General features: G+C 67.7%; 12 protein-coding genes, 2 tRNA genes and 1 pseudogene. 4 read left to right on the forward strand and 11 right to left on the reverse strand.

Annotated elements, in window-relative coordinates:
- Positions 1–28 precede the first annotated feature (28 nt).
- Positions 29–1,480 carry a HAMP domain-containing sensor histidine kinase gene (locus tag AB0L29_RS08235; RefSeq protein WP_365824610.1) on the reverse strand — a complete coding sequence of 484 codons (1,452 nt, stop codon included), beginning with the start codon at positions 1,478–1,480 and terminating at the stop codon, positions 29–31.
- Positions 1,477–2,169, reverse strand: coding sequence for a response regulator transcription factor (locus AB0L29_RS08240; protein WP_365824612.1), 693 nt, complete (start codon positions 2,167–2,169; stop codon positions 1,477–1,479). The genes AB0L29_RS08235 and AB0L29_RS08240 overlap by 4 nt, the downstream gene beginning before the upstream one ends.
- A 300-nt stretch (positions 2,170–2,469) precedes the next feature.
- Between AB0L29_RS08240 and AB0L29_RS08245 the strand changes: the two genes are divergently transcribed.
- On the forward strand, positions 2,470–3,492 hold the full coding sequence (locus AB0L29_RS08245) for a transposase (RefSeq protein ID WP_365824680.1): 1,023 nt from the start codon (positions 2,470–2,472) through the stop codon (positions 3,490–3,492).
- Positions 3,493–3,829: 337 nt separating this feature from the next.
- Positions 3,830–3,899, forward strand: a tRNA-Arg gene (locus AB0L29_RS08250).
- A gap of 180 nt (positions 3,900–4,079) precedes the next feature.
- Here the strand turns inward: AB0L29_RS08250 and AB0L29_RS08255 are convergent.
- The 9 genes and pseudogenes from AB0L29_RS08255 to AB0L29_RS08295 form a co-directional block, all read right to left on the reverse strand.
- Positions 4,080–4,868 carry a site-specific integrase gene (locus AB0L29_RS08255; RefSeq protein ID WP_365824614.1) on the reverse strand — a complete coding sequence of 263 codons (789 nt, stop codon included), beginning with the start codon at positions 4,866–4,868 and terminating at the stop codon, positions 4,080–4,082.
- Positions 4,869–4,944: 76 nt separating this feature from the next.
- On the reverse strand, positions 4,945–6,030 hold the full coding sequence (locus AB0L29_RS08260; protein WP_365824616.1) for a hypothetical protein: 1,086 nt from the start codon (positions 6,028–6,030) through the stop codon (positions 4,945–4,947).
- Entirely contained in the window at positions 6,027–8,429 is a 2,403-nt protein-coding gene (locus AB0L29_RS08265; RefSeq protein ID WP_365824618.1) for a hypothetical protein, read from the reverse strand. Before AB0L29_RS08265 ends, AB0L29_RS08260 begins: the two co-directional genes overlap by 4 nt.
- A 339-nt stretch (positions 8,430–8,768) precedes the next feature.
- A complete protein-coding gene (locus AB0L29_RS08270) occupies positions 8,769–9,083 on the reverse strand; it encodes a hypothetical protein (protein ID WP_365824620.1) in 315 nt (104 codons plus the stop codon).
- 383 nt (positions 9,084–9,466) lie between these two features.
- Positions 9,467–9,748, reverse strand: a complete 282-nt coding sequence (locus AB0L29_RS08275; protein ID WP_365824622.1) for a hypothetical protein — start codon at positions 9,746–9,748, stop codon at positions 9,467–9,469.
- Positions 9,745–10,466: pseudogene (locus AB0L29_RS08280) on the reverse strand (GntR family transcriptional regulator). The gene AB0L29_RS08275 and the pseudogene AB0L29_RS08280 overlap by 4 nt, the downstream one beginning before the upstream one ends.
- Positions 10,467–10,473: 7 nt before the next feature.
- On the reverse strand, positions 10,474–10,695 hold the full coding sequence (locus tag AB0L29_RS08285; protein WP_365824624.1) for a hypothetical protein: 222 nt from the start codon (positions 10,693–10,695) through the stop codon (positions 10,474–10,476).
- Positions 10,695–10,898, reverse strand: coding sequence for a hypothetical protein (locus AB0L29_RS08290; protein ID WP_365824626.1), 204 nt, complete (start codon positions 10,896–10,898; stop codon positions 10,695–10,697). Before AB0L29_RS08290 ends, AB0L29_RS08285 begins: the two co-directional genes overlap by 1 nt.
- 323 nt (positions 10,899–11,221) lie before the next feature.
- A complete protein-coding gene (locus tag AB0L29_RS08295; protein ID WP_365824682.1) occupies positions 11,222–11,500 on the reverse strand; it encodes a hypothetical protein in 279 nt (92 codons plus the stop codon).
- 78 nt (positions 11,501–11,578) lie between these two features.
- On the opposite strand from AB0L29_RS08295, the gene AB0L29_RS08300 reads away from it, so the two are divergent.
- Complete coding sequence (locus AB0L29_RS08300; protein ID WP_365824628.1) at positions 11,579–12,334, forward strand: GntR family transcriptional regulator; 756 nt, start codon at positions 11,579–11,581, stop codon at positions 12,332–12,334.
- 372 nt (positions 12,335–12,706) lie between these two features.
- A tRNA-Arg gene (locus AB0L29_RS08305) sits at positions 12,707–12,776 on the forward strand.
- Positions 12,777–13,303 lie beyond the last annotated feature (527 nt).

Here is a 13,303-nt window from a genome sequence, read left to right on the forward strand (position 1 = left end):
TGGTCCTGCGCCGTGCCGCCGGGGCGGGTCAGGACGCCGCGGTGTCCTGACCGGTGGTGAGCCGCGCGGGCGGGGCGGGCGGGGCCGCGGCCGGAAGGTCGACCCGAAGCAGCGCGCCACCGCGTGTGGAGCGGGCGACGGTGGCCCGGCCGCCGTGGGCGTCGACGACCCGCTGCACGATCGACAGCCCCAGACCGGATCCCGGCAACGCCCGGGCGCTGTCGGCACGGTAGAACCGGTCGAACACCCGCGGTACGTCGGCGGCGTCGATGCCCGGCCCGGCATCGTCGACCTCGAGCACCGCCGACGCGCCCTCGGCACGGAGCCGGACCTGGACCGGCTGGTCCGCGGGGGACCACTTGCCGGCGTTGTCGATGAGGTTGAGCACCGCCCGCTGGAGCGCAGCGGGACGCCCGCTCACCCACACGGAGGTCACGTCGAGCGCGACCTCGATGTCGGGCACGCGGGAACGCGCCCGGGTCGCGGCGGCCACCACCACGTCGGCGAGGTCGAGCAGCTCGGTGTTCTCGTCGCTGACGTCACCGCGCGCCAGGTCGGTCAGCTCGGCGACAAGGGTGCTCAACTCGGCCACCTGGGCACCGAGATCGTTGAGCAGCCGGGTCCGGCTCTCCGCCGGCAGTGCGCTGTCCAGGGTGCCGCGCCGATCGAGCCGGATCAGCAGCTCGACGTTGAGGCGCAGGCTGGTGAGCGGGGTCTTGAGCTCGTGGGCGGCATCCTCGGCGAGCAGCCGCTGGGCCCGCCGGGAGTCCCTGAGCGCGGCGAGCATGTCGTTGATCGACTGGATCAGCCGCCGGATCTCCCCACCGCCCTCATCCGGGATGTCGGCGTCGAGATCCCGGGTGTGCGCGACACGTACCGCGGCGGCGGTCAGCCGGTCGATCGGTGCCAGCCCGGTCCGCGCCACGGTCCGCCCGACAAGGGCGCCGCCGACCACGCAGAGCAGCCCGATCAGCAGCATGCCCAACCCGAACCGGTTGATCGGGCTGTCGTCGGCGACGCGGGCCACCTGGACCGCGCCGTCGCCCGCCCGCAGCGTGTAGACGAGGTAGCCTTCGTCGTCGCTGTCGTTCGACTCCATCAGGTCGGCCGACGCGCCCTGCGCCACGCGCCCGGCGTGCTCGCTGACGGGGGGCAGCGCGGGTTGGCCGGCCGGCGTCCGGGTCGAGCCGTCGGGCAGGATGACCCGCACCAGCCGACCGGATCCGGGATACGGCGGTAGCTGGACCTGCGCCAGACCGGAGCGCTCCGCGTTCGTCGCCAGGACGCGGGAGTCGGCGCGCAGCTGATCCTCGACGGTGTCCCGCAGCTCCCAGTCCAGTAGCTCGCTGGCCACCTGGAAGGCCACGAACACGCTGACCGCGATGGCCGTCGCCGCGATCACCGTCAGCCTGGTCCGCAGGGACCGCCGACGCCACCATCGGGTCAGCCGGCGCGGTTCCCGGCCGGCGGGCCTGCTCACGGAGGAGTCTCCCGCAACGTGTATCCCAGGCCGCGCAACGTGTAGATCAATCGCGGCTCACCCTCGGCCTCCATCTTGCGGCGCAGGTAGCTCACGTATACCTGGAGGTTGTTGGCGGTGGCGCTCATGTCGAAGCCCCAGATCGCCTCGAACAGCGCATCGCGGGTCAAGACCCGGGTCGCGTTGCGCATGAAGACCTGCAGGAGGGAGAACTCGGTCCGGGTCAGGCGCAGCGGCCGCCCGCCACGCCACGCCTCGAACCTGTCGGGATCGAGCCGGACGTCGGCGAACGACAGGATCTGCGACTCCCCGTCGGTCGGCGTGCGCCGACGCAGCAGGGCCCGCACCCGGGCCAGCAACTCCTCGGTGGCGAACGGCTTGGGCAGGTAGTCGTCGGCGCCCGCGTCCAGCCCCGTGACCCGGTCGGAGACCTGGTCACGGGCGGTCAGCATCAGCACCGGCAGATCCCGACCCGCGGCCCGCAACCGCCGGCAGGTCTCCAACCCGCCGAGGCGGGGCATCATCACGTCGAGGATCAGCAGATCCAGCGTGTCACCGCCGACCCCACCGACCTCGTCGAGCACGGCGAGACCGTTGGCGACGGTGCTGGTGTCGTAACCCTCGACCTGGAGCACCCGCTCCAGCGACTCACGGATGGCCGCTTCATCATCCGCGATCATGATCCGCACGCCGGCCCGCCCCCTTCCAGACGATGCTTTTGCCGCTCATTGTCCCCGATCAACCTGAGGCCAGGATTAGAACCTCGCACTCATCTGCCGGCGGCGACTGCGCCTCGTGTCAAGCGGCACCGTGGGCTAGGACCAATGCCGTTCGGTCAGGGGTTCGGCTGGTGACGCAACGCTCAGCGTTTCGGCTGGTGATACGGGTGCAGCCCTTGTAGTGGTTCTCGGGTCCGCCAAGACTCGTGTTCCTCCACAAGGGCTGCAGTGTCCGATTCTGTCCTTACGCATGCTCCCGGCGCGTTGGCCGTGGGGCACCTGGGCGAGCTGACCCAGGTTGTTCCGTTCGAGCTTGTCGACCGGGCACTCGCCTCCGCGGGCGGTCTGCAGCATCGGATACGGCGGTTGCCGTCCCGGGTGGTGCGGCTGGTCGCGCTGGTGGCGTGCGGGACCAGCACACTCCTGGACGCGGCCTTCGGCACTGATGCCACCGGCGAGCTGACCCACGCCGGTGACCTGGTCGCCACCGCGGGCCGGACCGGAACCCCCCGGCCCGGAATGCTGCTTCTCGGCGACCGGAACTTCTCGGCCACCGCCTTCGTGGGCACGGTCGCCTCCACCAGCGCGGACTTCCTCATCCGCGCCAAGACCCACAGCACAGCGTTCAAGCTGCCGGTCCTACGCCGTCTGCCCGACGGCACGTTCCTGTCCCGCGTCGGCGAGGTCACCGTCCGCGTCATCGAAGCCCACATCACTCTCGCCCCTGCTGGCGGCACCGATGAGCACCCAGCCACCCAGGGCACCTACCGGCTCGTCACCAGCCTGCTCGACCCCGATGAGGCATCCGCGACCGGCCTGGTCAGGCTCTACCACGAGCGCTGGGAGATCGAGACCGGCTACTGCGAGCTGAAATCGACCATCCTCGGCGGGGGAGTCCTGCGCGGACGCCACCCGGCGGCCGTCGCCCAGGAAACCTGGGCCCTCCTGGTCGCCTACCAGGTACTACGCACCGCAATGAGTGACGCTGTCCTGCACCGGCCCGACATAGATCCCGACCGTGCCGCATTCACCATCGCGTTGAACACAGCACGTGACCAGGTCATCCGCGCCACCGGCATCATCGCCCACACCCGCGTCGACCTCGTTGGCCGGATCGGCGCCGCGATACTCGACGGCCTTCTGCCCGCCCGCCGAGACAGGACCCGGCCCCGCGTGAGGAAGCGAGCAATCAGCTCCAAGTACCGTGCCGTCGGCCGCGACATCGACCACCGAACCCACAGGACCACCATCCAGATCGAGCACAACCCCTTGCCAAGCCGACCAGACGGCTAACCGAACGGCATTGCCCCTAGTCCCGGTCGCGCGTCAGGGGACCATCCCCGCGTGCGCGGGGAGCAGACTGAACGACCTGCGGGTTTACCCGCCGGAACCGCGGTTTTCAACCAGCTTCAAAGATTCCGGTATACCCACCGTATTGCACATTCCCTCTTCTGCCGTCACCTGCCGAGCACCTCAAGGAGCCTCCTATGAGTTGACGCCCCCGGAGGCTGCCGCCTTCCCCGCAGGAGGGAAGAGCCGGCCCACCGGACTGGCAGCGGGACCGGCCCACGTCCCACATACGTCCCCGGCTCGCGGAAGGCCAGCCCCACCCACGGTGTTCTTGCAGGTCAGCGGAGTGCGGATGCGGACACGCCGGGCGCCTTCTAAGCGCTTGGCCGCAGGTTCGAGTCCTGCCGGGGCGCCCGTCTCCGCCCTCCCCCCGGGGAGGGCTTTTCGCAGTTCAGAGCTGGTATCGGCCGCCACGACGAAGCCCCGGACGCTCTCTTTGCGATCAAGGGCGGACTCCGGGGCCGTCCGGCTGTCACCGGGTTTCCGCGGGTGGCCGTGTCGAATACGTGTCGAAGATCCCGGCCGGAGGATCAGCCGGCGCCGGGCGCCCCCGGCAGGTCACCCGCGGCTTCGAGCCGCCGCTTCAGATCAGGCAGCTGCCCGTCGACGCACCGGGCGTACGTGGCGAGGAGCACGGCCACGCTGTTCCCGGCCCACTCCGCCACCTGAGCGGGCGGAATCCCGTCGTTGAGCCACTTCGTCAGGCGCGTGTGCCGGTTGTCGTACACGCGCCGCCCGGTCGGCGAGTCGAAGACGTGTGGGGGCAGCCCAGCCTTGCGCGCACCACGCCACGCCCGGCGGACGACCGACCCGGCGAGGATGCCGCCCGACTCACCCTGGAACAACAGATCACCCGGCTGGAGCTGTTCGTCCTGGATGTGCTGCCGCAGGATGCGCGTGAGGGCCGGATGCCCCGGCACAGTGCGTGTCTCGCCCTGCGCACGGCCCTTCAGGTCGCGCCGCTCGTGGATCTCACCCGTGTCGGTCCACTGTCTTCCGATCTCCGGCGTCGCCGTGTGGATCAGCAGCTCGCACCACTGGTCCTCGGCATCGGACTCGGGCAGCGTGACGTCCTCCACCCGCATGGCCACGGCTTCCTCGGGCCGCGGGCCGCAGTAGTACAGCGTGGCGAAGAAGGCGTGAAGTCGCCTGCCACCGCGCGGCCGGCGCCGTATCCAGTCGAGGATCGCCGCCGCCTGCTCGGGGTTCAGCAAGGACCGCTTGTCCACGGCGTTCGAGGTCTTCGTGACGGCCGTCGACTCCTTGCCCTTGGGCAGGGGGTTGGCCCGCAGGATGCGCCGCCGGACCGCGTGCTTCATGGCGACGTTGAGGATCCGGCGGTTGCGCTTCCGGGACCAGGCCGCCGCCTGCCTGCCGTCGCCCGGGTGGCCGCGGTCAGCCGGTGTAATGGTCTAGGGCGATGAGCCCTCTCCTCGCGCCTGCCAGTCCCTGACGGAGATCGAAAGACATCGACCGGATCAATGGCACCGGGTAGCTCGGATATGCGTCGGCGTGTGCCGCCGCGGTGATCATCTGGCACACCGCTCCAATCGTGACCAGGATATTGGTGGCGAAGGCCTGTTGGTCCGAGGGCGGGAGGGCGGACGGCCGGAAGAGTACGGCAACGATGCTGCGGTGCCAGGACGTATCCGCTGACTCCGGAAGCGCCAGTGCCCGCGCGAAAGACTTTCCCAGCCTGCTCAGGCCGTCGGGTGACGTGGCCTGGGCCTTGCCCCAGATCCTGGCCACCAGCGAACTTCCTTCCCTCACGCTGGGCCGGTACGAGGATGAGTTGCGCACCTCATGCCGGGCTCGTCGTACACCAGCGAGGAAGTCGTTGAAGGAGGGCCCGTCGCCTTCCCGCCGTACCTGATCCCAGAAGCTGGCCGTCTCCGCCTTCTTCTGCGCACATACTGAATGAAGCCGATCGAGCAGCGCCCCTTCGAGCTCGAAGAGCAGCTGACATAGTTCGCCAATGGCGGCTTCGGCCGTGTTGAGCGGGGCTTCGGCACGCCAGGTGAGGTCCTCGATGATGACCGAGGGCGTCCGGCCGCCGAGGCGCGGGAACCATGCCGGGAGTCTCACCGGGGAGGAGACCTGGGGCAGTTGCAGTGTGTTGCGAGCCAGCAGCACCACCGCGCGCCGGTCTGTGGCGGCATCGCCGGTCAGGTATTTCTCACACGCCTCCTGGTTCTCCTCGAGGAGTACGACGAAGTCGTCGAGTACAGCGTTGACGTTGTCGAAGGGGGCCCGGCGCACGATCAGGACCACAACGGCGTTGCCGGCGAGGTGTTCCTGGAGTTCTCGCGCGTAGTCGGCCCGGTCTCCCCGGACCTGAAACCAGAAGCCGCTCAGCTCACTGGCCGACGTGGCAAGCCGGCCTCTGATGGCGGCGGCGAGGCGGGCGGGCGCGATCTGCTCATCGGCGAAGGCTCCGAAATCCGTGCCGTTGGCAACGGTCTCATGGTCAGCCGGGTTCATGCGTACACGTCTCCTTGTGAAATCGCCGCGATGCGACCGAGCAGACGGATCTTGGGCCATACCCATTCGCCGTCACTGGCCAGGAAGTTGCTCTCCGTGGCGCTGGACAACAGGCGGTCGGCGCTTATGCCGGTGTCCGGACCGATCCGCTCAACGATGTCCTCGAAGTCCTTCATGCCGCATCGCATGCTCACCGGCGACGTGCGCATGATCTCGCTCAGGCAGGAGTAGACGGTGCGCAGCCATACAGTGTCCCTGCCATCCCGCGCTCCCATCGCCTGGGAGGCCGCCTGTCGGAAGAACTCGTACTCGCGGCTCCGGCTGATGCGGCTCGGGCGGAGCCGGCTCTCGGAGAACTGCGTGGCGTCCTCCAGTGTGACGTGTAGGTCGGACTGCCGTCGTTCCTGTTCGATGAGGAAGGCGACGAAGTCGCGCAGCAGGTTCACCGTGAGGAACGGGTGACCGGCCGTCTCCACGTAGATGGCGTCGATGAAGGAAGCGTCCGATGACACCTGGGGACCCAACACCTTCTGCGTGAACTGGGCGAACTCGCTCTCCTCCGCGCCGGTTTCGTGTGCGAAAAGCGGGAAGGGGTCCTGTCGCACGAAGGGACTGAGCTGGTTCTGATCCATCAGGATGAAGTGGGCGTCGGGCTGCTGCCCGAGGAACACCAGAAGGTTCTCCCTGGCGTACCGGACCATCTGATTGAGCAGCGGTTGAACCACCGTGTACCTGATGCCGGAGTCGCTCTGCAAGGCTGCGTGAAGGTCCCCGAAGAGGGTCTCGTACTCGTCAAGGACGAACACGGTGCGTCCTCGGTCGGCCGATTCTCCGTCCGCACAGTGATTGACGAGGTCGGCGAAGAACGTGCTGGGGATACGGCGGCCCTCGTCCAGGGCGGCAGAGATACGGTCGTAGCAAACTCCGTCGTTGGCGAGTTCCCCGGTGGAGGAGCAGGTCTGGCTGACCACGGCCGCCTCGCCGGTCGTCGACGCCAGATCGAAGCCCGCAGTGGTCTTGCCGCTGCGACGCACACTGCACCAGAGCCGTACGCCATTACGGCTCTCAAAGGTCCTGAGCAAGTCGTGCACGCTGTGCCGATGCACGCGGTAGTACCGCAGCTTGCCCGGCTCCTCCAGTGGGAAGTCACGGGCGAAGTTGTACTGCAGAGGTTGGCTGCGCACCGATGTAGTGCCCTGCCGGTAGGAACGGGCCACCAAGAGCCGGAGCACCTGGTCGCGGGTCGCGGGGATGGAGTCAACGCTGGCCTCCCTCGGTACGGCGACGACGGTCGCGCTCAGACGCCCATCCTGCTCAATGAAGGCGCGAAGGTCGGACGGGAGGGGCGCCACTACGGCGGCGACGCCTCGCCGGTGGGCCTCCTCCAGATCCCGCCGGTCGACATAGCCGCCGTCGAGATAGCACTGCACCTCGATCATCTGCTGATACGGCGACCGGGTGGACGGACGAAGAGAGATGTCGAGCCGGTGCTCCGCCACCGAGTACTGAGAGAGGGCTGGCAGCGGGACGTGTTGCCGGTTGTTCCCCAGCCCGTCAAAGGCAGAGACGGTGGGCAGGACGCTGCGCAGCAATCCATCAGTGAAGTGACTGCGACCGATCCGTTTCTGCACCAGGAGCATGTCGTCCGTGACGAGGAAGGGGAGCGTGTGCACCCAGGCTCGCGCGTTCTCCTGTAGGACCTCCTGGCCGGTACGGTCTCCGAAGGTCACCTGCGCATACCCGATGATGATGGCGGACAGCATGCAGGAGTTCAATGCACGGAGTTGGTGGGCGGACTCGAGGTCTGCGGCGCCAGGCAGGCGAGTGGAGTAGAACTCGATGGGAAGGTCGAAGAACCGCTGCAGTCCGTTGAGTGACTTCATCAGGGCGTAGGGCTCAGACTCTCCCTGTGTCATCTGGTAGTTGAAGCCCTTTTGAAAGATGTCCTCGGCATGGCTGGACAGCGCCGAGGAGATCTTCGGGAGCAGCGTCCTCACTTCTTTTGGGTCCGCCATGCGGTCCAGGAAGTAGTTGAAGTCCTCGGCGAGCCGGTCCCGGTAGTAGGTGGACCATTGGAAGATGTGCCGGTCACTCAGGTCCTGCAGTGCGGCGTGGAACTCTTCCAGCCAGTCGTCCTCAGCTTGCGCGGATGCCTGGGACACCGGGGTGGACGCAGGCGGGGGGCCGTGCAACTTCTCATCGAGCAGAGCCAGCAACGTGATCTTGCGCTTCTTGAGGAAAGCCGCCTCGAACGCTGTCCGCAGCTGTATCTCCCGAGCCTCCAGCTCGCCGATCGCAAGCTCCTCGATCAGGGCGATGGCCAAGGCTTGGGCGTCAGCGGGCTTGACCTCCTTGCATAGACGCGCAATCTCCTGCAGAGAAGCGTCGACACCGGACATCAACCCCCCCGTTCTGAAGGACCGTCAGCGGTTCTTGAAACATTCTATTCGAGGAGGTTGCGCCGCACGGCGGAACGGCATCCCTGTGGGAAGGGGGGCCTGCGGATCGTACACCTGTCCGTGTTGTGCGGCGGCCGATCGCACACGCGACATCACCCCGGCTGCGTCAATCCGAGCCGTCCATTCGTCGCGTGTCACAGTCGTGCCAGATACAGGGGGTCAGCCACGGTTAACAAGGGTGACCGGCAGGCGCCATCGTGCCGACTAGTTTGGCCAGGGTATCCGCAGGTCACCCGCCTTTCCACCCCGCCTCTCTCCTACCGTGGTTGTCCAACCCGCTCACCGAGTCCATACCCGCTGGAACTCTTCGGCCGGGATGGTCTCCAGCGGATCCTCTTCAGGATCGATTGCTTGGTCTGTCAGGCCGCCGTGCTCGTCTTCCAGGTGCTCCCAGCTGTACCGGTGAAGTTGGCCGGCCGAAGTCAGCTCGGCTTGCTTGATGGCGATCAACTCGCCGCGGTCTCGTGCGGTTTCGACGTACCACAGGCCGCCTTCCTCGTCAGCGTGGCGGAAGTGGTGCCGCAGGGTCGCAGCCTCATCGAGTGCTCGGTAATACGCCACGGTCTCCGCTGCGATGCGCGCCAGGTCAACCACGAGACCATCGTGCCAGTGAGCGCACACGGTTGCACCGTTCTGACATCCACGAGTGACATCAACGGCGCCGAACGTCAGCGCTCCTAGGCGGTCTGGCATGACCAGCGTGGCCGGGCGGCTCCCCGTCTGAGCTGAGGAGTGATCGAACTCCTAAAGCGGTGGTCAGCCCACCATGGACTGTCTGTGGGCAGGCCTCACCTGGCCAGCCGTTGCTGTACGCCGTCCCTCTCGGTGCCCGCGGAGTTAGCTGGCCGAGGTTGACATGACAAACGGGGAGAGGAACCCGGATCACAGTCCGGGTTCCTCTCCCCGCCGAGTTGGAACAGAAGTGCACTGCCAGCCGTCGCTGCACGCAACCATCTCTCAGGAACGATGAGGCCCACTCACCGCCAAGAGGTGCCCCGACTGGTCGCCACGCGGAGCACATCCCGCAGAGCCCTGCTCAGTTCCTGCGCCAGCCGTCGCACGTCTTCCGGACCGGCGTCCTGCTCGTCGAGGATCTCCGAAGCCTGATCCAGCAGCTCGGCTGCCGTGCCCAGCTGCGCCGCTTCGATGTTGTCCGCCAGGCGGGACATGTAGCCGCCCCTGTCGTCAGTGCTCAGGTAGCAGGGTTTCCCCTCCGGCCCCGCCCACGGGAGAAGTCGCAGTTCGTTCGGTGCCGTCATGCTTGGGCCTGCCTCTCATCAGTCATGTGGTCGGTGGTGAAGACGGCGTCGACGCGGTCCCTCGGGAACACCAGGAGCGCGGCCTCGACGACTCGTCCGGCAGAGTCGGTCGCAACGCGTGTGATCGCGAGGACGGGCGCAGTGGAGTTGGTCCGGAGGGTCGATGCTTCGTCCGGTGTCGGTGGGCGGGCAGAGACCGTCTCCCGGACGGCAGCCGGCGGCACGCTGAGGACGGCGAATCTTGTGGCCGCCTCACGGCACGACGGTTCGTCGTCGAGCACCCCGGCCGGTGTCAGGTCGCGTGGGATGTAGATGCGCGCCAGCCCGTGCGGTGACTCCCCCTCGTGGCTGATGCAGACGAACTCTGCGAGAGGGCTGCCCGTCGGTACCTTCAGCAAGGTCGTCAGCTGCCCGTGTGCCTGGACCGTGGTGCTGCGTACGGTGACGCGCAGGGCCGCTTCAGCGGCCGTCCACGGGTCCAGCGCCCCCATCCGCCGACGTACACGATCTTGCGGAGCGGGCGACGGACGAAGTTGCCTTTGCCGTAGATCTTTTCGGCGAGGCCTTCGCCCTGGAGGACCGCGAGGGCGTTCCGCAGCGTCACCGTGCTGACCTTGTACCGGTCGGCCTCGGACGGCAGGCATTCGCCGGGCTTGATGCGGCCGGTCGTGATCTGGTGCCGGAGATCGTCGGCGATGTCGTGATGGCGCGGGGACATGGACCGGTCACCGCCTTCTCATCATCCGCACGGCGGCGAGCCGGGTACGCATGTGTATGGTCAGCAGCTCGCCCGACTCGAAGAGCAGTTGCTTGGCGCCTTGAGGGAGTTGAAAGAGGTCCTGCACCCGGTAGGCCCGGCCGCCGAGTTGGATGACGTCGCCGCGCTGCACCGTGGCCGCGGTCACCTCGATGTTGGAGGCCAGTGCGCTCCTGGAAAGCCTGTCCATCACTGCCTCACCTCCACGCACGTGAACCAGTCGGACATCGAATGGCAGGGGCAGTCGCACGCCTCGTAGACCACCGGGAGGTCGACCGGCGCCGAGGCCGGGGAGGATTCCGCGCAGGTGGGATGCGTGCCGATCCTGCATGCGGTCAACCGGTAGGGGATGGCCGCGGCGTCGGTGATGTGGGGCTGTCGGTGACGGGTCATTCGTGGACCCCTACGAGGGCCGACCAGGCCTCAACCGATAGACGGGGAGCGACGACCAGTGAACGCGTTCGTACGCGCTTCTCCCAGGCCAGCACGTACGGGCGGACGAGCGCGATGTCCTCGCCCGGGAGAGAGTGCCGGCGGTTCGCGCCGCCGAGGGTCTGGCCCGGGGTGGCCGTCGGCGCGTCGGTGGACGTTGGGGAAGCGGGAACGGCCAGCGGTCGGTGGGGCGTTAAGGGGCGGCGGTGCCTGCCCTTGGGGAAGTACCGCGCTTTGGTGAGCGAGGCGGCACGGCGGATACGGTTGAGCACGCTGCTCAGCTCCTATCGCTGATGGCCCGGTCCCCCGACATCGCCCGTCGTGGGGACCGCTTTGCGTACGACCGCCCAGAGGGTGCGGCCGTTCAGGCTGGTGGCGAGAAGGCCGAACCGATCGGCCTCGGCCACCACTTCAAGGACCTCCCGCCATAAGTCGGCGGAGAGCGATTCCGGCACCTCCGCTTCGACCGTCGTGTACCGGTCGTGCTCCTCCACGCGGGTGAAGAGCCCGACCGCGGACAGCCGGGCGGCGATGGCCGCCGCGCTAACTCCCGAAGCGGGCACAGGGCAGCCTCCGTCACCGGCGATCACTTTGAGTGAAGCTAGTTAACTAGATTAGAGCTAGTGGACTAGATTTTCCATATGCCTGAGCAGCCGCCCTATCTCCGCGTCGCCGACGAACTCCGGCGGCGGATCGCGGAGCACGCATGGGAGCCGGGGGACCGCCTGCCGTCCCGCGCCCAGATCGGCCAGGAGTATGGGGTCGGCGAGAACGTGGTCCGGCGGGCTCAGGAGTTGCTGATCTCCCAGGGCGTGCTGGAGGGCCGCGCCGGCTCGGGCACGTACGTCGCCGAGCCCAGGCAGCGCGTGCGCATGGTCCGGTCGTCCGCGCGTGAGAGGCCCGAGGGGTCGCCGTTCCGGGCGGACATGAAGGCCCTGGGCAGGCAAGGGGATTGGGAGAGCCGGACCGACGCCAAAGTGCCGGCGCCCGCGGACATCGCGGCGCGGCTCGGCATCGCCGAGGGTGACCTGTGTGTCCGCACGACGTACGAGTTCCTGGCCGACGGCAGGCCGCTGCAACTGTCGACGAGTTGGGAACCGTACGACCTCACCGGCGGCACGCTCGTCGTCCTCCCCGAGGGAGGGCCGCACGCCGGGGCGGGTGTCGTGAACCGCATGGCCGCGATCGGCGTCACCGTCAGCCACGCCGTGGAGCAGCCAGAGCCGAGGCAGGCGACAGCCGAGGAGGCGTCACTGCTGGGCATCCAGAAGTCCGCGCTCGTCACGCACATCCGCCGGACGTACTACAGCGACCAGGGGCGGCCCGTGGAGACGGCGGACATCGTAGTGCCTGCCGCCCACTGCGAGATCGTCTACGAGATCCCGATCAATCGGTGACCGTCCTGTGCCGTTGCGGTCCCAGTGACTATCCATCGCACCTCCGCCCCTCCTTGACTCCGACAGGATTTCCCGCACGAGAGTTGGTGCCAGTGCCCAAGTGGACGCATTTGCGCATTCGGTCTCACCAACGGCATGAGCACCAGCGCGGTCCAGGACAGCCCGAGAGTCAGTACCAACCGTGGTACTGACAACCAGCCTCACAACTGCCACGGTGCCCGCTGCAGAGAGGGAAGTCAGCCTCTTATACGAGGCATTTTTTGATCTTGAGGCCCCGATCCGGCGCCTCTCTGGGGTTTGACCGCCACCTGTCGAATGCGTGTCGAAGGCAGCGCGACCAGGAGCTTGAAGGAAGACTGAGCACAGGTCAGAGCCAGGTCAGCACCAATAGGCCTAGCGCCTTCTAAGCGCTTGGCCGCAGGTTCGAGTCCTGCCGGGGGCGCTCCCGGCTCACCGCCGGTCGGCCCACGCTTTCGCAGCTCAGACAACGTTTGCATGGGATCCGACCGGCGCGTGCGCCGACAACTCGGCAGATGCCGGAGTCCGGCTGGCACCGGTCAAAAACGGGATCTCCACGGCTACTGAGGTCGAACTCGTGGTGTCGTGAGGGCTGACGGCCGGCCGTCGGCCGCGGTGTCACCGGAGGCACGCGGTATCCACAAGGGGGCGGGCTGACCGCCGCACGTCAGCAGTTCCTAATCCCCGGATCGGCGGCAACCGACCTGATCGTTGCCCCGGGCCGCGACTGCCACAGCGCGACCGCGTCCGCCTTGAACTGCGGCGGACGGTTCTTCATGACCACGAGGTGTCCGTTCTCGGATCCTCAGGATCCGGTGTCTCGTGTGTCCGACACCAGGGGTCGAGGCCTTCCATCGCACGGCCTTACCACACCGTCCTGCCGGCTGGCCGGCGAACCCTGACGGCCTACGACCGGAAAGACCCTGGAGAACCGGACCACCGCGCTGGTCT

The sequence above is a fragment of the Streptomyces sp. NPDC052701 genome, assembly GCF_040678355.1.
Classification (GTDB): domain Bacteria; phylum Actinomycetota; class Actinomycetes; order Streptomycetales; family Streptomycetaceae; genus Streptomyces.